This window comes from Amycolatopsis sp. NPDC004772 (genome assembly GCF_053601215.1).
Genome location: NZ_JBSGBK010000122.1, coordinates 1 through 19,800, shown reverse-complemented (window position 1 = coordinate 19,800; position 19,800 = coordinate 1). Strand labels below are relative to the sequence as shown.

14 protein-coding genes are annotated in these 19,800 nt (G+C 71.5%); 5 read left to right on the top strand and 9 right to left on the bottom strand.

Annotated features, from left to right (window positions below; genetic code table 11):
- Positions 1-411: 411 nt before the first annotated feature.
- The 3 genes from ACWEF6_RS39800 to ACWEF6_RS39790 all read right to left on the bottom strand — a co-directional run bounded on the left by ACWEF6_RS39800 (position 412) and on the right by ACWEF6_RS39790 (position 4,659).
- Positions 412-1,974: an amidase gene (locus ACWEF6_RS39800; RefSeq protein WP_449687690.1), complete on the bottom strand. Its 1,563-nt coding sequence runs from the start codon at positions 1,972-1,974 to the stop codon at positions 412-414.
- Entirely contained in the window at positions 1,974-3,317 is a 1,344-nt protein-coding gene (gene glnA, locus ACWEF6_RS39795; RefSeq protein ID WP_191315086.1) for a type I glutamate--ammonia ligase, read from the bottom strand. Before glnA ends, ACWEF6_RS39800 begins: the two co-directional genes overlap by 1 nt.
- 61 nt (positions 3,318-3,378) lie before the next feature.
- Positions 3,379-4,659 carry an MFS transporter gene (locus tag ACWEF6_RS39790; protein WP_449687689.1) on the bottom strand — a complete coding sequence of 427 codons (1,281 nt, stop codon included), beginning with the start codon at positions 4,657-4,659 and terminating at the stop codon, positions 3,379-3,381.
- Positions 4,660-4,746: 87 nt separating this feature from the next.
- Between ACWEF6_RS39790 and ACWEF6_RS39785 the strand changes: the two genes are divergently transcribed.
- Positions 4,747-5,358 (top strand): LppX_LprAFG lipoprotein, encoded by a 612-nt coding sequence (locus ACWEF6_RS39785; RefSeq protein WP_449687688.1) that lies wholly within the window; start codon positions 4,747-4,749, stop codon positions 5,356-5,358.
- Here the strand turns inward: ACWEF6_RS39785 and ACWEF6_RS39780 are convergent, their stop codons facing one another.
- Complete coding sequence (locus ACWEF6_RS39780) at positions 5,359-6,915, bottom strand: alpha/beta hydrolase (protein ID WP_449687691.1); 1,557 nt, start codon at positions 6,913-6,915, stop codon at positions 5,359-5,361.
- A 155-nt stretch (positions 6,916-7,070) separates the two neighbouring features.
- Between ACWEF6_RS39780 and secA2 the strand changes: the two genes are divergently transcribed.
- Together secA2 and ACWEF6_RS39770 are read left to right on the top strand one after the other, a co-directional pair.
- Complete coding sequence (gene secA2, locus ACWEF6_RS39775; protein ID WP_310970626.1) at positions 7,071-9,410, top strand: accessory Sec system translocase SecA2; 2,340 nt, start codon at positions 7,071-7,073, stop codon at positions 9,408-9,410.
- Positions 9,411-9,513: 103 nt separating this feature from the next.
- Positions 9,514-11,235 carry an NAD+ synthase gene (locus tag ACWEF6_RS39770; protein WP_449687687.1) on the top strand — a complete coding sequence of 574 codons (1,722 nt, stop codon included), beginning with the start codon at positions 9,514-9,516 and terminating at the stop codon, positions 11,233-11,235.
- On the opposite strand, the gene ACWEF6_RS39765 is transcribed toward ACWEF6_RS39770, so the two are convergent.
- A complete protein-coding gene (locus ACWEF6_RS39765; RefSeq protein ID WP_449687686.1) occupies positions 11,232-11,846 on the bottom strand; it encodes a VOC family protein in 615 nt (204 codons plus the stop codon). The genes ACWEF6_RS39770 and ACWEF6_RS39765 overlap by 4 nt on opposite strands.
- An 8-nt stretch (positions 11,847-11,854) precedes the next feature.
- Positions 11,855-13,192, bottom strand: a complete 1,338-nt coding sequence (locus ACWEF6_RS39760; RefSeq protein WP_449687685.1) for a S8 family peptidase — start codon at positions 13,190-13,192, stop codon at positions 11,855-11,857.
- Between the two features lie 84 nt (positions 13,193-13,276).
- Here ACWEF6_RS39760 and ACWEF6_RS39755 point away from each other — a divergent pair, with 84 nt between their 5' ends.
- A complete protein-coding gene (locus ACWEF6_RS39755; RefSeq protein ID WP_449687684.1) occupies positions 13,277-13,810 on the top strand; it encodes a methylated-DNA--[protein]-cysteine S-methyltransferase in 534 nt (177 codons plus the stop codon).
- A 196-nt stretch (positions 13,811-14,006) separates the two neighbouring features.
- Here the strand turns inward: ACWEF6_RS39755 and ACWEF6_RS39750 are convergent, their stop codons facing one another.
- The 3 genes from ACWEF6_RS39750 to lysX form a co-directional block, all read right to left on the bottom strand.
- Positions 14,007-14,597, bottom strand: coding sequence for a DinB family protein (locus ACWEF6_RS39750; protein ID WP_449687683.1), 591 nt, complete (start codon positions 14,595-14,597; stop codon positions 14,007-14,009).
- Between the two features lie 71 nt (positions 14,598-14,668).
- Positions 14,669-15,235, bottom strand: coding sequence for a hypothetical protein (locus tag ACWEF6_RS39745; protein ID WP_449687682.1), 567 nt, complete (start codon positions 15,233-15,235; stop codon positions 14,669-14,671).
- Between the two features lie 63 nt (positions 15,236-15,298).
- Positions 15,299-18,622 carry a bifunctional lysylphosphatidylglycerol synthetase/lysine--tRNA ligase LysX gene (gene lysX, locus ACWEF6_RS39740; protein WP_449687681.1) on the bottom strand — a complete coding sequence of 1,108 codons (3,324 nt, stop codon included), beginning with the start codon at positions 18,620-18,622 and terminating at the stop codon, positions 15,299-15,301.
- Positions 18,623-18,860: 238 nt separating this feature from the next.
- Here lysX and panB point away from each other — a divergent pair, with 238 nt between their 5' ends.
- Complete coding sequence (gene panB, locus ACWEF6_RS39735) at positions 18,861-19,730, top strand: 3-methyl-2-oxobutanoate hydroxymethyltransferase (RefSeq protein WP_449687680.1); 870 nt, start codon at positions 18,861-18,863, stop codon at positions 19,728-19,730.
- Positions 19,731-19,800: the final 70 nt, after the last annotated feature.

The following is a 19,800-nucleotide window of genomic DNA, read 5'->3' as shown; positions in this document are numbered from 1 at the left end:
TACTGCTCTCAAAGGAAACCCCGACGAGGGGGTTTCAATAATAAGCTCTACTGGCTTAGTTCACTAGCACACTGTTGAGTTCTCAAGCAACACACTCCGGACTCGCCGCCTTATCAGCGGCTATATCCTCGGCAGTTGTTCCAAGCGATATTCACAAGCTTTTGGTCGAGCATGCCTCAGCCTACGGGTTTAGTCGTAGGGGGTCGGCGGCCGCTCGTGGGCCGACGCTGAACATTACCCGGTCCGATCCGCGGTGTCAACCCGCTCGTCCCGGCCTGGTCTCTTGGGGCTTTCGGCCCCGGTGTGACCCGGTGTTCCTGGCGACGAAGAGAAGATTACATGCCCCGGAACGACCCCGGAACAGGGGGGTCACTTAACGGCATCGCCGCAGGTCAGAGTGCTTACGGACGGCTACGACGGCACCGACGGCAGATACCGCGGCGGCACCCGGGCCGGCGCGGCCCGCGAGAAGTCCGCCGCCAACGCCAGCATCCGGGCGTCGGACCACCGCGCTCCCATGAACGAGATGCCCACCGGGAGGGGTCCGGCGAACCCGGCCGGGACCGTCACGTCCGGGTAGCCCGCGACCGCGGCCGGCGTCGAAGACGGGATCACGTCGTTGTCGCCGACCGCGCAATCCGTCTTCCACGCCGGTGGGTTGGTCGGCGAGGCGATCGCGTCCAGGTGGTACGCGTCCAGCGTCTCGTCCAGGGATCGGCGCGAAAGGTCCGTGAGCTCGGCGCGCACGGCGCGGTAACTCGGGTCCGACGGACCGGGCGCCGCCAGGGCTTGCTCGAACAGCTCCTGCCCCGCGAAACACGTCCGCTCCAGCGGATCCGCCCGGTTGTAGGCGATCAGCTCGGCCAGGTTCCGCGGCCCGGACGGGCGGGTCGCCAGGTACGCGTCGATGTCCCGGTGGAATTCCGTGAGCAGGGCCGGGAACTCCAGTTCGGCCAACCGCGACTGATAGGGCAACGTCACTTCGACGACCGTCGCACCCGCCTTGACCAGGGAGTTCTTCGCCGACGTCATGATCGCGTCGGTGGCCGGGCCGAGGACCGGGAGGCGCCACAAACCGATGCGGGCGCCGCGCAGGACACCCGGCCGGAGGAACTTCGCGTAGTCCGTGGGCTGGGTGCGGGGGTACGTCAGGGTCGCCGGGTCCGCGGGGTCGCGGCCCTGCAGGACCGACAGCGTCAGGGCCGCGTCGACGACGTTGCGGGCGATCGGGCCCGCCGTGTCCTGCTCGGCCGAAATCGGGACCACGCCCGTGCGGCTGACCAGGCCGAGACTCGGTTTGTGCCCGACCGTCGCCGTCATGCCGGCGGGGCACACGATCGAGCCGTCCGTCTCCGAGCCGATCGCCACCTGGGCCAGCGTGGCCGCGACGCCGGCCGCCGAGCCCGCCGACGACCCGCACGGGTTGCGGTCCAGCACGTACGGGTTGTTCGTCTGCTCACCCACGCCCGACCAGCCGGACGTCGGCTTCGCGGCGCGGAAGTTCGCCCACTCGGAGAGGTTCGCCTTGCCGAGGATCACGGCGCCGGCGTCCCGCAACCGGGTGATCAGGGTGGCGTCCGCGGCCGGGCGGCTGCGCAACGCCCGCGAGCCGGCCGTCGTCCACTGGTCTCGCGTGTCGACGTTGTCCTTGACCAGCACCGGGATGCCGTCGAGCGGGCCACGCAGGTGGTGGGCGCGACGTCGCGCGTCGCTGGCCGCGGCCTGGCCGAGAGCCGACGGATTCAGGGCCAGGACCGCGTTGACCTTACCGTCGATCCGGTGAATCCGATCGAGGTAAGTGCTGGTCAGGCCCACCGCGGTGAGCCGGCCCGACGCCATCCGGGCCTGCAGCGCCGGGATGTCGGCGGCGTCGAGGTCGAACCGCGGAGAAACCGGCGCGGCGGCGACGGGCGCGGCGGGGACGAGCACGAGTGCGGCGGCCAGGATCGCGAGGAACACCGGCCGCCGCCCCATCAGAGCACCGGGAGGAGCGTTCGGAGTTCGTACGGGGTGACCGCGCTGCGGTAGTTGTCCCACTCCACGCGCTTGTTGCGGAGGAAGAAGTCGTAGACGTGCTCGCCGAGCGCTTCCGGCAGGAGCTCGGACTTCTCCATCTCGGCCAGTGCCTCTCCCAGGTTCTGGGGTAGCTGGGCGTACCCGGCGGCGCGCCGCTCGGCGTCGCTCAGCTGCCAGATGTTGTCCTCGGCGGGTGGCGGCAGCTCGTAGCCCTTCTCGATCCCCTTGAGCCCGGCGGCCAGGATGACCGAGTACGCCAGGTACGGGTTGCACGCCGAGTCCAGGGTACGGATCTCCACCCGGCGGGATGACGCCTTTCCGGGTGAATACATCGGGACGCGGACGAGCGCGGAGCGGTTCGCGCGGCCCCACGACACCGTCGTCGGCGCCTCACTGCCGCTGATCAGGCGTTTGTAGGAGTTCACCCACTGGTTGGTGACCGCGGAGATCTCCTTGGCGTGGTGCAGCACCCCGGCGACGAAGGCCTTGCCGGTCTCCGACAGCTCGTGCGGGTCCTCGGCGTCGTAGAACGCGTTGCGGTCGCCTTCGAACAGGCTGACGTGCGTGTGCATCCCCGAGCCGGGCTGGTCGGTGAACGGCTTCGGCATGAACGTCGCGCGCACGCCCTGGGTCAGCGCGACCTCCTTGACGACGTAGCGGAACGTCATCACGTTGTCGGCCATCGTCAGCGCATCGGCGTAGCGGAGGTCGATCTCCTGCTGGCCCGGTGCCCCTTCGTGGTGGCTGAACTCGACCGAGATGCCCATCGCTTCGAGGGTCTCGATGGCGTGCCGGCGGAAGTGCGTCGCGGTGGCGTGGCTGGCCTGGTCGAAGTAGCCGCCGTTGTCCGCCGGCTCCGGCTCGCTGCCGTCGTCGGGCATGTTCGAGAGGAGGAAGAACTCGATCTCGGGGTGCACGTAGCAGGTGAAGCCCGCTTCGGCGGCCTTCGACAGCTGGCGGCGCAGCACGTGCCGCGGGTCCGCCCAGGACGGCGAGCCGTCGGGCATCGCGATGTCGCAGAACATGCGGGCCGAGTACGGGCCGCCGTCGGGCGTTTCCCAGGGCAGCACCTGGAACGTGGCCGGGTCCGGCTTGGCGACCATGTCCGATTCGTAGACGCGCGCGAAGCCCTCGATGGCCGAGCCGTCGAAGCCGATCCCGTCGTTGAAAGCGCCCTCGAGCTCGGCCGGCGCGACGGCGACGGACTTGAGGAACCCCAGCACATCGGTGAACCAGAGACGAACGAAACGGATGTCGCGCTCCTCGAGCGTGCGGAGCACGAATTCCTGCTGGCGATCCATGGCCGCACCCTAACCACAGCGTGTTAACGGCATGTTTCGCGACGCGCCGACGCCGCCGAAGTCACGTCGCGAGCACCGCAACGGGTTTCTTCGCCCGCGTGATGGCCAGCGAAGCGACCGACGCGATCACGGCGAGCACCGCCGCGGAGTACCAGGCCAGGGTGTAGTTCCCGAGCTGGTCGCGGACCAGGCCGGCGGCCGACGCGGCGAACGCGGCCCCGAGCTGGTGGGAGGCGAAGACCCAGCCGAACACGATCGGGCCGGCGTCGCCGAACGCGCGGATGCAGAGCGCGACGGTCGGCGGGACCGTGGCCACCCAGTCGAGGCCGTAGAACAGGATGAACGCCCACATGCTCGGCTGCACGCTGTCGGTGAACAGCTGCGGCAGCAGCGCCAGCGAGAGCCCGCGCAGGGCGTAGTAGACGCCGAGCAGGATCCGCGGGTCGATCCGGTCGGTGAGCCAGCCGGAGAAGATCGTGCCGACGACGTCGAAGACGCCGACCAGGGCCAGCAGGCTCGCCGCCGTCGTCTGCGGCATGCCGTGGTCGTGCGCGGCCGGGACGAAGTGGGTGCCGACCAGGCCGTTGGTCGTCGCGCCGCAGATCGCGAAGCCGACGGCGAGCAGCCAGAACGTCCGGGTGCGGGCGGCCTGGCCCAGCACGGAGAGGGCACGGCGGACCGAGCCGGTCGACGGTGCCGGGCGCGCGATCTCGGTGCCGGCGGGCGCGCCGTAGGCCGTGAGGCCGACGTCGGCCGGGTGGTCGCGCAGCACCAGCAGGACCACCGGGACGACGGCGAGCGCGGCGATGGCGATCACCAGCGACGCCGTCCGCCAGCCGGAGCCGACCGCCAGGTTCGCGATGAGCGGCAGGAAGATCAGCTGGCCGGTGGCGCCCGCCGCGGTCAGGACGCCGGTGACGACGCCGCGGCGCTCCACGAACCACCGGGTCGCGACCATCGCGGCGAAGCCCATCGCCATCGAGCCGGTGCCGAGCCCGACCAGCACGCCCCAGCACAGCACGAGCTGCCAGCTCGCGGTCATGAACACCGTGCCGCCCGCGCCGGCGGCGATGACGGTCAACGCCGTCGCCGAGACGCGCCGGATGCCGAACCGCTCCATCAACGCGGCCGCGAAGGGCGCGAAGAGGCCGAAGAGCACGAGGTTCACCGAGACGGCGGAACTGATCGTGGTGCGCGACCAGCCGAACTCTTCGTGCAGCGGGTCGATCAGGACGCCGGGAGCGGCGCGGAAGCCGGCGGAGGCGAGCAGCGCGACGAAGGCGGCACCGGCGATCAGCCACGCGCGGTGCAGCTTCGGGGCGGGACGGGTCTCAACAGTCACCCAGGCAGTCTCACCGCGCGCGCGTGACGGCGACAGTGGCCGGAAGGACATCATCCGAAAGGATCGGGCCAACAGTAGGCTCGCGCCATGTCCCGCCTCGCGCTGCTGCTCGCGCTTCTCCTGACGGCCGGCTGCACCGGGTCACCCGACACGCGGGGACCGTTCCCGGCGGGCGCCGACCTCGTCCGCGAGGCCGCGACGTCGTTCGCCGCGGTGCGGGGCGTGCACTTCGCCGCCGGGGTGAACGGGGTGCTGGCGGGCTTCCCGCTGCGTCAGATCGAAGGCGACGCCACCCTCGACGACGGCGGCCGCGCGACCGGCACGGCCGACGTCCAGGACGGGGAGGGGCACACCAAGTTCCCCTTCGACGTGCGCGACAGCCAGGAGCCGCCGTACCCGGTCAGCGCGTTCCTCGGCCCGCAGGGCGGGCTGAAGCGGCTGCTCGACGGCGTGACCGACGCGAAGACCGAAGGCCGGGAGAACGTCGACGGCGCGCCGGCGCTGCGGGTCGGCGGCCGGGTGCCGGCCGCCGTCGCCCACCGCGTGCTCGCCCAGGTCGACGCCGACCTGACCGTCAAGGTCTGGGTCGCCGACGACGGCGGTCCCCGGCGCTTCGTGCGCCTCTGGGTGCAGGTCCCGCCGGCCGGCGACCACCTCAGCCCGGTGATGATCGAGCTGTCCCTGACCAAGCAGCAGTAGCTACTGGCCCGAGCAGCGCTTCCCGTCCGGCGGCACCGTGCCGTCGACCAGGTAGTCCGTGCCCGCCTCGTCCACGCACTTCACGCCCTGAAGGAACACCGTGTGCTGCGTGCCCTCGTAGGTGAGCAACGCGCCCTTCAGGCCCTTCGCGAGGTTGACGCCGGCCTGGTACGGCGTCGCCGGGTCGTTGGTCGTCGAGATGACCAGCGTCTTCGCCAGGCCTTCGACGTTCGGCACGTGCGGCTCGGACGTGTTCGGCACCGGCCAGAACGCGCAGGCGTCGCGGGCCGCCGAAGCCGGGCGGCCGTCGTCGAGGAACGGCGCCACCTTCACGTACTCCTCCTGCGCCTTGAGGATGACGGCCGGGTCCGTGACGCGCGGGTCGTCGACGCACCGGATCGCCGTGAAGGCGTCCTGCGTGGTGCCGTACTTGCCGTCGGAGTCCCGCTCGTTGTAGATGTCGGCGAGCTTCTCGAGCGTCGCGCCGCGCTGCTGCTTCAGCTCGTTGAGGCCGGTGTTCAGGGTGTCCCAGAGGCTTTCCTGGTAGAGCGCCTGGATGACGCCGGTGGTGGCGTCTTCGTAGGAGAGCTTGCGGCCGTCGCCGACCGGCACCGGGAAGTCGATCAGCGGGCGGACGAGGTTCTGGAACGCCGTCACCGCGCCGCCGGCGTCTCCGCCGAGCGCGCAGTCCTGCTGGGCCGTGCACCACTTCGCGAACTGCGTGAACGCCGTCCCGAAGCCCTGGCCCTGCGCGACGAGCGACTCGACCGCGTCCTGCTCGGGGTCGACCGCGCCGTCGAGGACCATCGCGCGGACGTTCTTCGGGAACGCCTCGGCGTAGGCCGACCCGATCCGGGTGCCGTAGGAGTAGCCCAAATAGGTGAGCTTTTCGTCGCCGAGGACCGAGCGGAGGACGTCGAGATCCTTCACGACGTCGCGGGTGCCGGCGTTGGCCAGCATCGCGGTGCCGTCGTCGGTGCGCTGGGCGCACTTGGCCGCGAAGTCCTTTTCCTGCGATTCCTGCTTCAGCACCCCGGCCGGCGAGCCGTCGGTCTCGCTGTCGTCGGCGCGGTCGGCGTCGCGCTCGGAATCGGTGAGGCAGTGGATGGCCGGCTGGCTGGCGCCGATCCCCCGCGGGTCGAAGCCGACCAGGTCGAAGCGTTTGCCCAGCCCGGTGCTGGTCACCGGCTTGCCCAGCCCGGCGGCCGCGACCATGCCCGACGCGCCCGGCCCGCCCGGGTTGACCACGAGCGACCCGATCTTCTCGCCGGTGGCCTTGCGGCGGAGCAGGCCCAGCGTGATCGTGTCCCCCGCCGGCTTCGCGTAGTCCAGCGGCACGGTCAGGCGCGCGCACTGGACGTCTTTCGCCTGGAACGCCGATCGCGAGTCCTCCGACGTCGCGTAAGGTGCGCAGTCGGCCCAGCTCAGGCTCTGGCCGTAGAACCGCTCCAGCCCGGCGGGCACCGGCCCGGACGGCGGGTGCGACTCGGTCGTCGGCGCGGGCGGCTCGGTCTTGCCGGAGGACGTGCACGCGGCCAGCGAGGCCGCGAGCAGCACGGACGTCGCGATCGCGGTGATCCGGCGACGATGGGACCTGGCGCTGGGATGTGGGAACACGGTTGGATCGTCCCATCCGGCCGCGGAACTCGAACGCACCACCGTCGCGTTGGGTGGTGGAGGCCGGTCGAGCGAGAGAGAACGGGAGACCAGGGGTGGCAGCACTGATCAGCCGGATGGGCAAGAAGCTCCGCCGGATCATCCAGCGGCCGGGCAGCGTCGAGCTGACCCGCTACGAAGCACTGCTGCCCGCGGTCGAGAAGCTCGAACCCGAGCTCGAAAAGCTCTCCGACGAGGAGCTGACCGAGCGGGCGGGCAAGCTTCGCGAGACGCTGAAGGACACCGCGTTCGGCGACGACCAGCTCATCGAGGTGTGCGCGCTGGGCCGCGAGGCCGCCCGGCGGGCGCTGGGCGAGCGCGCGTTCGACGTGCAGGTGCTGGGCACGATGGGCCTGCTCACCAAGCACGTCGTGCAGATGGAGACCGGTGAGGGCAAGACCCTCGCGGGTGCGCTGGCCGCGGCCGGGTACGCGATCCGCGGAAAGCGCGTTCACGTCGTCACGGTCAACGACTACCTGGCCCGCCGCGACGCGGAGTGGATGGGCCCGGTGTACGCCCTGCTCGGCGTGTCGGTCGGCTGGGTCGAGCCGTCGCACTCGCGCGAAGAGCGCCGCGAGGCCTACGCCAAGGACGTCACGTACGGCGCCGTCGCCGAGATCGGCTTCGACGTGCTGCGCGACCGCCTGGTCACGAAGGTCGACGACCTGGTCCAGCCCGACCCCGAGGTCGCGATCGTCGACGAGGCGGACTCGGTGCTGGTCGACGAGGCGCGCGTCCCGCTGGTCATGGCCGGTTCGATCGACCGCAGCGACGCCGACGAAGAGGTCGCCAAGATCGTCCGGCGGCTGCGGCTCAACCTGCACTACGAGACCGACAGCGAGGGCCGCAACGCCTGGCTGACCGACGCCGGCTCGTCCGTCGTCGCGAAGTCGCTCGGCCTCGAGGTCGACGACCTGTTCAACGAGCAGGCGTCCGACCGGCTGGCCGCGGTCAACGTCGCCCTGCACGCGCACGCGCTGCTCACCCGCGACGTCGACTACCTGGTCCGCGACGGCAAGGTCCAGCTCATCAACGCCGCCCGCGGCCGGGTCGCCGAGCTGCAGCGCTGGCCGGACGGCCTCCAGGCCGCCGTCGAGGCGAAGGAGCAGGTCACCGCGACCGACCGCGGCGAGATCCTCGACTCGATCACCGTCCAGGCGCTGCTGGCGCGCTACCCCGAGGTCGCCGGCATGACCGGCACCGCGGTCGCCGTCGCCGAACAGCTGCGCGAGTTCTACGAGCTCGAGGTCGCGGTCATCCCGCCGAACACCCCGAACATCCGCGAGGACCTCGAGGACCGCGTCTTCGCGTCGCCGTCGCAGAAGCTGCGGGCGATCGAGGAGGAAATCCGCACGGTGCACGAAACCGGGCGGCCGATCCTCGTCGGCACCCAGGACGTCGCCGAGTCCGAAGAGCTGGCCGAGAAGCTCGCGAAGGTCGACCTCGAGTGCGTCGTGCTCAACGCGCGCAACGACGCCGAAGAGGCCGCAATCATCGCCGAGGCCGGCAAGAAGGGCGCGGTCACCGTGTCCACCCAGATGGCCGGCCGCGGTACCGACATCCGGCTGGGCGGCACCGACGGCGCGACCCGCGAAGAGGTCGTCGAACTGGGCGGGCTGCACGTCATCGGCACCGCGCGGTACCCGTCGAGCCGCCTCGACGGGCAGCTGCGCGGCCGGTCCGGACGTCAGGGCGACCCGGGCAGCGCGGTCTTCTTCGCGAGCCTGAACGACGACCTCGTGCTGTCGAACGCGCCGGACGTGCCCGAGGGCATCGTGGACGACGAAGAGACCGGCGAGATCACCGACGGCGCGGCGCTGCGGCAGCTCAACCACGCCCAGCGCGTCGCCGAGGGCGTCGATCTGGAGATCCACCGCAACACCTGGCGGTACACGCGGCTGATCGAGCGGCAGCGGCGTGACCTGCTCGTGCACCGCGACAAGGTGCTTCGCACCGCGTACGCGGCGGAGGTGCTGGAGAAGGCGCACGAGGAAAAGTTCGGCGAGCTGAAGGAGAAGCTGGACGATCAGGAGAAGCTGGAGCAGATGTGCCGCGAGGTGCTGCTGTTCCACATCGACCAGCTGTGGTCGGACCACCTGGCGTACCTGACCGACGTCCGCGAGAGCATCCACCTGCGCGCGCTGGCCCGCGAGACGCCGCTGGACGAGTTCCACCGCGCGGCGATCCCGGAGTTCCACAAAATCATCGGCGAGGCCGATGCGCGGGCGGCGAAGACCCTCGAAGAGGCGGAGCTGACCGACGAGGGCATCGACCTCGGCGACGCCGGCGTGCGGCGGGCGAACACGACGTGGACGTACCTCGTGCACGACAACCCGTTCGATTCGGACTTCGAGCAGACCATCAAGAAGGTCCGGAGCATGATCAAGCGGAAGTAGCTTTCGCTCGGTGGAGGCCCCCGTCCGGTTCGCCGGGCGGGGGCCTTTCGATTTCGCCCACATTCGCTCGGCCGGGCGGGTGACCGTGAGCCAGAATGACGGCATGCCGCAACTGCGCATCGCGCTCGCCCAGGTCAACCCCACCGTCGGCGACCTCGACGGCAACGCCGAGCTGCACGTCGAATGGACGCGGCGGGCCGCCGAAGCCGGCGCGCACGTCGTCGTCTTCCCCGAGATGTCCCTGACCGGCTACCCGATCGAGGACCTTTCGCTCCGCAAGACCTTCGCCGCCGCCTCCCGGCAGGGCGTCGAGGCGCTGGCGCGGCGGCTCGACGAAGCCGGCTGCGGTGAGGTGCTCACCTACCTCGGCTACCTCGACCTCGACGACGTCGGCCCGCGGGACGCCGCCGCGGCGCTCTACCGCGGCGAGGTCGTCGCCCGGCAGTTCAAGCACCACCTGCCCAACTACGGCGTCTTCGACGAGCACCGCTGGTACAAGGCGGGCACCACGCTCGACGTCGTCCGGTTCCACGGGCTCGACATCGGCATGGTCATCTGCGAGGACATCTGGCAGGACGGCGGGCCGATCTCGGCGCTCGGCCGGGCCGGCGTCGACCTCGTCGTGGCGCCGAACGCTTCGCCGTACGAGCGGTCGAAGGACGAGCAGCGGCTGCCGCTGATCGCCCGCCGCGCCGCCGAAGCCGGGGCGCCGCTGGTCTACACCAACCAGATCGGCGGGCAGGACGACCTCGTCTTCGACGGCGACTCGCTCGTCGTCGGCGCGGACGGCACGCTGCTGGCCCGCGCGCCGCAGTTCGTCGAGCACCTGCTCGTGGTGGACATGGACCTGCCCGAGACCGGGTACGCGGGCGACGGTTCGTACGAAGGCCTGGCCGTCCGGCGCCGGGTGCTCAGCGAGCAGCCGCTTCCCGCGTACCCGGCTTCCGCCGAGCCGGTGATCAGCGAGCCGCTGTCGGACGAGGCCGAAGTGTGGCACGCGCTGGTCGTCGGGCTGCGGGACTACGTGCACAAGAACGGCTTCTCGTCGGTGACGTTCGGGTTCTCCGGCGGCATCGACTCGGCGGTCTGCGCGGCACTGGCGGCGGACGCGCTGGGCGGCGACAACGTCTACGGCGTCTCGATGCCGTCGAAGTACTCCTCGGGGCACTCGAAGGACGACGCCGCCGACCTGGCGAAGCGGATCGGCGCGCACTACCGGGTCGAGCCGGTCGAGGACATGGTGCGCGTGTACGTCGACCAGCTGTCGCTGACCGGGCTGGCCGAGGAGAACATCCAGGCGCGGACGCGGGGCATGCTCCTGATGGCACTGTCCAACCTGGACGGACACCTGGTGCTGGCCACCGGCAACAAGACCGAGCTCGCCGTCGGGTATTCGACGATCTACGGCGACGCGGTCGGCGCGTTCGCCCCGATCAAGGACGTCTTCAAGACGCACGTGTGGCAGCTGGCGCGGTGGCGCAACGCCGAAGCGGTGAAGAACGGCGAAACCCCGCCGATCCCGGAGAACTCCATCACCAAGCCGCCGTCGGCCGAGCTGCGGCCGGGCCAGGTGGACACCGATTCGCTGCCGGACTACGAGCTGCTGGACGACATCCTCGACGACTACGTCGAGGGCGACCGCGGGTACGCGGACCTGGTTTCGGCGGGCTTCGACCCGGAGACGATCGACCGCGTGGTGCGGATGGTCGACAAGGCCGAGTACAAGCGGCGCCAGTACCCGCCGGGCACGAAGATCACGTTCAAGGCGTTCGGCCGCGACCGGCGGCTGCCGATGACCAACCTGTGGCGCGAGGGCAAGGCCTAACTCAGCGCGACCTGGCGGCCTTCCGGCGTCCGGAGAGCCGCCGTCAGGCCGGCTTTCTCCGCGCGGCGGACCAGCAGCTCCAGGCCGAGCGCGTCGGTCACCGCGAGCACCGAATCCGGGTCCGGGTGGGTGCCGGTGACCATCAGCAGCGGCAGGGACGGCAGGTCCCGCGTCGTCGGGTGCGGGGTGGCGCCCCAGTCGATGAGGAACGGGTGCAGGGTGCCCGGGACGCTCGGCGGAGTCAGGCGCCAGCGCAGGGTTTCGCCGTCGCCGGTTTCGCGGGACATTTCCCTCGGGTCGCCCGGGTCGAAGCCGTGGGCGCGGGCCTGCGCGATCGTCGCGTCGAGGTCCGTCGTGCGGACGGCCCAGGCGACCAGGGCGGGCTCGGTCAGGTCGTCGATGCCGAACGGCCGGGGCGCGCCGGGGTCCGGCTGGTCCGGGTCGGGGCCGATGACCTCGAGGTACATGCCCGCGCCGAGGTCGGCGAGGTGGTTGGCGGTGCCGACGCCGACGTGGCGGCCGCCGGGCGCGGGCGTGACCCCGGTGAGGGCGGCGACCCGGGCGACGGCGTCGGCGAGGTCCGGGCCGGCGTAGACGAGGTGATCGAGCACGAGCGCCATCATCCCGCGCCGACGGCCTTCGCCGCATCGACCATCCCGTGGCCGTAGTAGGTCGTTCCCTGCTTCGTGGGCGCGCAGACGGTGTCCGGGCAGGACAGCGGCGTGGCCGTGGCGTACAGGGCGCTCTTGATGCGCTCGGCGCTCCAGTGCGGGTGCCGGCTGGCGATCAGGGCGGCGACGCCGCTGGCGTGCGGCGCGGCCATCGACGTCCCGCTCGCGGACCGGTATTCGCCGTTCGGCCAGGTCGACCAGACGCGCGCGCCGGGCGCGGCGACGCTGATCCGCGTCGCCGAGTAGTTCGAAAAGGTGGCTTTGACGAGCTTTTCGTCGAGCGCGCCGGTGCCGACGACGCCGGGCAGTTCGTGCGGCAGCCGGGTGCAGGTCGGGTCGATCCGGCGTTCCACCGGGGTGCTGTCGGCCGGGCTCTCCTTGTCCACCGAGCGGGTGTCGAGGTTGATCCCGGCGTTGCCGGCGGAGGCGACGACGAGGACGTTCCGGCGTTGCGCGTACGCGACCGCGCGGCCGACGGCGAGCTTCGCGGCGGCCTGGTCCGGCTGGTCGTCGCAGTTGTAGCGCCACGGGATCGAGCGGTAGCTGTTGCTGGCCACGGTGAACCCGTGCTCGGCCGCCCAGACGAAGCCGCAGACCATGCTCTCGGCCGTCTCGGTGTCGTCGAGTTCGGCGAGCTTGACGGCGGCGATGCGGACGCCGGGCGCGACGCCGACGACGCCGGAACCGTTGCGGGCCGCGGCGATCGTGCCCGCGACGTGCGTGCCGTGGCCGTCGAGGGTGGGCCGCCAGGCGCCGGGGCCGCGGTCGGGCCAACCGGAGAGGCAGGAGACGGAGTTCCTCCGGTCGAACGCCTCCGTGAGCTCCGGGTGGGTGTCGTCGACGCCGACGTCGAGGACGCCGACGACGGTGTTTTTACTGCCGTCGGTGACGGCGTGCGCTTCGGGCAGGTGCAGCGCCGGGACGTCCCACGCGGTGCCCTCCGGCGGGACCTGGCCGGAGTTCGGCGAGTTCGGCCCGGTGTAGCGGAGGTCCTTGCGGGGCGCGAAGAACTCCTTCGCGACCTTCGCGGTGCGCGTCGCGCCGACGGCGTCGATGCCCGGGGCTTTCCGGAGCTTCGCGGCGAAGTCGTCCTTCGCGGTGTACGCGACGACGACGCCGATCTGTGGGTAGCTCGCGACGACGGTGCCGCCGGCCCTCTTGATGGCGAGCTCGGCCCACCAGGTGTGGTGTGCGACGACGACGTGCGGCAGCACCAGGGGGTCGGCGGCGGCCGGCGTCGCGATCAGGCCGAGCAGCAGCGCTGTCGCCAGGATGATTCGCCGCACGCGTCCTCCTCGAATTCGCCCAAACCGAACTTAGCGATCATTTGCGGCGGGGCGGTACCCCTCTTCGGTCGTAGGCTGGACGCCATGACGACGGGGTTCACGGTGTTCGAGACGGCGATCGGCGCGTGCGGGCTGGCCTGGCGCGACGACGTCGTGATCGGGACGTCGCTGCCCGAGGGAAGTGCTTCGGCGACGCGGGCCTGGCTGGCCCGGCGGTTCCCGGACGCCGTCGAGGGGCCGCCGCCGGCGCCGGTGCGGGAGGCGGTGGACGGGATCGTGGCGTTGCTCGCGGGTGCGCGTCAGGACCTGGCTTCGGTGGCGCTGGACATGGCCGGGGTGCCGGAGTTCAACCGGCGCGCGTACGAAGTCGCGCGGACGATCCCGCCGGGCAGGACGCTGACGTACGGCGACATCGCGCACCGGCTCGGGCAACCAGGGTCGGCGCAGGCCGTCGGGCAGGCGATGGGGCACAACCCGTTCCCGATCATCGTGCCGTGCCACCGGGTGCTGGCCGCGGGCGGGAAGGACGGCGGGTTCTCCGCGCGGGGCGGGGTCGGGACGAAACGCCGCATGCTGGTGATCGAGGGCGCGCTGGCGGACGAGCCGACCCTGTTCTGAGCCTTCCGCGGCGTGTTCGGAGGGGCATCACGCGTGACTGGAGGCCGATCTCGCGTGATGGGAAGCCGAACTCGCGTGATCGGAGGCCGAACTCGCGTGATCGGAGGCCGAACTCGCGTGATCGGAGGCGGAACTCGCGTACTCAGGTGGACGACACGGGGTCGGCTCGCGGGTGGGCGCGAGCCGAGCCGTCGGGTCAGGCTGGTTGGGTGGACGGGGTCCAGGGCTTGATGAAGGGGGACTCGGGCCAGCCCTCGGCCGCGGCCATCAGGGGCATGGCTGTGCCGCCGTCGATGTGCTCGCGGATGATGTCCGCGTGGCCGGCGTGGCGGGCCGTCTCCTGGATCAGGTGGAGCAGGACCCAGCGGACCGACCACGCCTCGACGTCCTGGGGGAACCACGGGACGCCCTTCGGGACCGGGACCGCCTGGCCGAGGTCCTCGATGCCCGCGATCACCTCGGCCGTGCGCGCGGCCACCTCGTCGTAGCGGGCCAGGACGCCTTCCAGGGTCTCGTCGGGGCGCAGCCGGTGCGCGTCCTCGTACTCCGCCACCGCCTCGCCGAACGGCTTCTGCGGGACCTGCAGCACCGTGTCCATCCAGCCGTACTCGGTGCTGGCGACGTGCTTGATCAGCCCGCCCACCGACAGCGTGCTCTTCGTCGAGGTGAGTCTCGCCTGCTCGTCCGTCAGCCCGTGGGCGGCCAGCCTGAGCACGTACCGCTGCTGCTCCAGAAAGCTCAGCAGCCCGTCACGCTCGTCGGCCACCGGGCGCACGTTTCCCGCCATGTCGATCCTTCCGCTCGGGTTCTCCTGCGGCGATCGTGCCACCCGGCACCGACATTTTCGGGCGAATCCCGCTATCGGTGCACGTGCCGCGGGGCCGGCTTGACGAAGGCGTACGCCCCGCCGACGCCGTACAGGGCCGCGCGGACCACCAGCTGGACCCGCGTGAAGACGCCTTCGTACGTGCCCAGCTGCCGGGCAAGCACGACGGCCAGCCAGGTCGCCAGCACCACGGCCAGGCCCGCGACCGCGAGTGCGCGCCAGCCCGGCGGCCACCACATGATCAGGCTGATCACCCCACCCACCAGGACCACGTTGAGCAGCGACGACAGCAGGTCGCTGCGCTCGGGGTAGGCGGCCTGCAGCAGCACCAGCACGCCGAACGCGCTCACCGAGATCGAGCTGAGCCGCGCCGACCAGTGGACCGGCCCGAGCCGGTGCAGCGGGGGCCCGGCGAGCACGAACGCGACCCCCGACACGGCGAGCAGGACGCGGAACACCGGCGGCCCGGCCAGCAGCGCCTCGGCCGGGTCGTGCACCGGGGAGATCCCGGTCGGCAGGAAGAACTCCAGCAGCCAGCCCGAATACGCCAGGACGGCCACCCCCATCAGGAGGGCCGAGGCGATCCGAGCCGTGCGCACGAGGCAGAGCGTAAGCGACGGACCGCGCCACGGCCCGTCGCCGTGACCAGGTCCACCGACTCGTTATGCCTGCGGTCGGACGAAGGGGAACAGGACCGTCTGGCGGATCGATGCGCCCGTCAGCATCATCAGCAGCCGGTCGACGCCCAGGCCGAGCCCGCCGGTCGGCGGCATGCCGTGCTCCAGGGCGAGCAGGAAATCTTCGTCCAGTTCCATCGCTTCGACGTCGCCGCTGGCCGCGCGCAACGACTGCGCTTCGAGCCGCCGCCGCTGCTCGATCGGGTCGGTCAGCTCGGTGTAGGCCGTGCCGACCTCGGAGCCGAACGCGATCAGGTCCCAGCGCTCGGCCAGCCGCGGGTCGGCGCGGTGCTGGCGGGTCAGCGGCGAGACGTCGGTCGGGTAGTCGGTGTAGAACGTCGGCAGCACGGTCGCGCCCTCGACGAGGTGCTCGAACGCCTTGAGCACCAGGTCGCCGTGGCTCGGGTCCTCCCCCACCGGCACGCCCGCGGCCGCGCACAGGCGGCGCAGGCCGGCCACCGGCGTCCCCGGGCCGACCTGCTCGCCGAACACGGCCGAGACGGCTTCGTGCACCGGAACCACCGGCCAGTCCCCGGAAATGTCGTACTCGACGACCTTCCCGTCCGCGTCGGGCCGCCGCACGATCTGGGCGCCGTACGCCGCTTCGGCCGCGTGCTGGACCAGCTCGCGGGTCAGCGTCCGCATCGTGTCGTAGTCCGCGTACGCCTGGTACGCCTCGAGCATCGTGAACTCGGGGTTGTGCGTCGCGTCGACGCCTTCGTTGCGGAAGTTGCGGTTGAGCTCGAAGACGCGCTCGACACCGGCCACGCACAGCCGCTTGAGGTAGAGCTCGGGCGCGATCCGCAGGTACATCCGCATGTCGTAGGCGTTGATGTGGGTGACGAACGGCCGGGCGTTGGCGCCGCCGTGGACCGTCTGCAGCATCGGGGTCTCGACTTCGAGGTAGTCGGCGTGGTGCAGCCGGTCGCGCACCGCGCGGACCACAGTGGACCGCAGCCGCAGCATGGTCGTCGAGTCCGGGTTGACCGCCAGGTCGAGGTAGCGCTGCCGGACCCGCGTCTCCGGGTCGGTGAGGCCCTTGCGCTTGTCCGGCAGCGGGTGCAGGCACTTCGCGGTGACCGTCCACTCGTCGACGAGCACCGAGAGCTCGCCCCGCTTCGACGTCACGACCTGGCCGCTGACGCCGACGTGGTCGCCGAGGTCGACCCCGGTCCGCCAGCGGTCGAGGTCCAGCTCGCCGGCCTCCAGCATCAGCTGGATCTCGCCGCTGAAGTCCTTGACGCGGGCGAAGCACAGGCCGCCGAGGATGCGCAGGTTCAGCACGCGCCCGGCGATCCGGACCCGGTGCCCGGTGCTCGTGTCCGGGGCCAGGTCGCCGTACTTCGCCACGACGTCCCCGATGTGGTCGTCGCGGCGGAAGCCGACCGGGTACGGGTCGATGCCGGCCTCGCGCAGCTTGGCGAGCTTGGCGATCCGGACGCGGACCTGTTCCGGCCGCCGCAGGGTCTTGGGCGCCGGAGCCGCCGCCGACTCCTCGATCTCCTTGACGTGGGCGACGAAGTCCTCGCTGACCGTCTCCAGCCGCAGCGACCGCGCCCGTCCGGTCGGGACGAAGCCTTCGAGGGCGCCCGCGACGATGCCGACGCGCGGCAGCCGCCGGGCCGAGGAGTAGCAGAGGAACCGCGGCTCCCAGTCCGGCCCGTACTTGGCGTTCGACCGGTACAGCGACTCCAGCTGGAAGAACCGCGAGAAGACACTCAGGATCCCCCGCCAGGCCCGCAGCACCGGGCCGGCGCCGATCCGCTCGCCTTCGGAGAACACCGCGCGGAACATCGCGAAGTTGAGCGAGATCCGCTGCGCGCCGAGGTGCTGGGCGGCCGCGACGGTTTCGGCGATCATGTACTCGTTGAGGCCGTTCTCGGCGTCGCGGTCGCGGCGCATGAGGTCCAGCGAAAGCCCGCGGCGGCCCCACGGGACGAACGACAGCAGCCCGCGCAGCTCGCCGTGGGCGTCGTAGGCCTCGACCATCACGCTGCGGCCGTCACTGGCGTCGCCGAGGCGGCCCAGCGCCATCGAGAACCCGCGCTCGGTCTCGGCGCCGCGCCAGGCCTGCGCCCGCCACAGCAGCTCGGTCATCTCGGCGTCGGGGATTTCGCCGTGGCGGCGGACCCGCGAGGTGTACCCGGCGCGCTCGATGCGCTTGACGGCCTGGCGCACCGAGCGCCGCTCCGGGCCGGCCAGGCTGAACTCGCGGACGTCGAGCACGGCTTCGTCGCCGATCTCCAGGGCCCGCAGGCCCGCGCCGGTGTACGCCTTCGCGCCGCGCTCGCTCGCCCCGAGCACGCCCGGGGTCCAGCCGTACGTGCGCGTCTCGTCGAGCCACGCGCGGACCGCGTCGGGCCACGCCTCCGGGTCGCCGACCGGGTCGGCGCTGGCGACGCTCGTGCCGCCGAGGACGCGGTAGGTCACCGCCGCGCGGCCGTTCGGCGCGAAGACGACGCTCTTGTCGCGCCGGGTGGCGAAGTAGCCGAGGGAGTCGTCCTCGCCGTGTTCGGCGAGCAGCTTGCGCAGGCGGAGCTCGTCTTCGTCGGTCCGCAGCGCCCGGCTGCGCACGCCGCGGAAGAGCAGGTAGAGGGCGGCGGTGGCGACGGCGGTCGCGCTGAGGTCGAGGAGGAAGTCCAGCCAGCCGGGGCCTTCGCCGACGCCGATCCGGCGCAGCTGCAGGTTCTCACCGGTGGCGTGGTTGACGACCCAGGCGAAGCGCTCCCACGTGTCGCCGAGGTGGCCGGGGAACGCCTCGACCAGGCCCCAGCCGACCAGGATGACCACGGCGAAGCCGCCGAACAGCATGCTGAGGCCGTCGCGCCAGGCGCTCGGCGCGAGCCGGGCGGGGAACGCCGGGCGCAGCGCGAGCAGGAACACGATCAGCCCGATCGAGACGATGTCGGCGATGGTCAGCACCCACAGCTGCGCGGGGATGTGCCGGACCTGCTTCGGGCCGAGCGTCAGCAGTTCGGGTGACCACAGCAGCGTCGCCTGGAGGACCAGGGTGAGCAGCAGGCCGCCGATCTGGAACAGCACCAGCGTGTACAGCGCCGCCTTCTTGCGGCGGCGCAGGGCGCCCCCGAGCACCACCAGCAGCAGCACCATGACCAGGCTCTCGCTGGTCGGCACGCTCAGGCCGGAGAACGCCATGTCGATGCCGTTGAGCAGGTGGCCGTGCGGGCCGCCGGTGAAGAGCAGGATCACCGAGAACACCGCGGCCAGCTGGACCACGGTCGCGACGATGCCGCCCGCCTTCGCCTTCCAGGCGGGGAGGCGACGGCGCGGACTCGCGAGGTTTCCCATGGGTGGTTTCGTCGCCTTTCGCGGCCGGTCGGGGGTCATGCCCTCTTCTTGACGTAAGTGAACCCGCATTGGTTGTCCCCGGGCATCAACCTGAAGGCTGACGGCCCGTCCTCCCCGGGGGTGTGAAGCTGGTCGCACGCGGTTGGGGCCGGTCCGGGGGCGTGTCACGCTTTGAGACGCCTCTGCTCCACGACCCGGGGACCTCACCGAGGCCTCGAGGGAAGGACGGTCGACGACGATGTCTGCCAGCCCCGAAGAACCCGCCCCCTACGGCACCGGGCCCGCCGCTCCCGCGGCCAAGTCCCCGGGCCGGAAGGTCCGCGTCCACCACCTGCGCGAGCTCAAGGAACGCGGGGAACCGTGGCCCATGCTCACCGCGTACGACATGTACACCGCCGCCCTGTTCGACGAGGCCGGGATCCCCGTGCTGCTCGTCGGCGACTCCGCGGCCAACAACGTCTTCGGCTACGACACGTCGCTGCCGGTGACGGTCGACGAGCTGCTGCCGCTGGTCCGGGCGGTCACCCGGTCGGTCAAGCGGGCCCTGGTGGTCGCCGACCTGCCGTTCGGCTCCTACCAGCTCTCGCCGCAGCAGGCGCTGGAGACGTCGGTGCGGTTCATGAAGGAGGGCCGCGCGCACGCCGTGAAGCTCGAAGGCGGGCGGCGGTTCGCCCCGCACGTCGAGGCGCTGACGTCGGCCGGCGTGCCGGTGATGGGCCACATCGGGTTCACCCCGCAGAGTGAACACAACCTCGGCGGCTACCGGGTGCAGGGGCGCGGCGAAGCGGCGGACGTGCTGCTCGCCGACGCGCTGGCGCTGCAGGAGGCCGGGGCGTTCGCGGTGGTGATGGAGATGGTGCCCGCCGAGGCCGCCAAGCGCGTCACCGCGGAGCTGAAGATCCCGACGGTCGGCATCGGCGCCGGTCCGGACTGCGACGCGCAGGTGCTCGTCTGGCAGGACATGGCCGGGCTGCGGCGCGGCAAGGCGCCGCGGTTCGTCAAGCGCTACGCCGACGTCGCGACGGTGCTGCAGGACGCGGCCACGGCGTTCGCCGAGGACGTCCGGCGCGGGGAGTTCCCGGCGCCGGAGCACGCGTTCCACGACTGAGCCCCGCCCCAAGCGCCCCAATGTGGCGTTCGGTGCGTCTGACGCACCCAATGTGGCGTTCGGTGCGTCA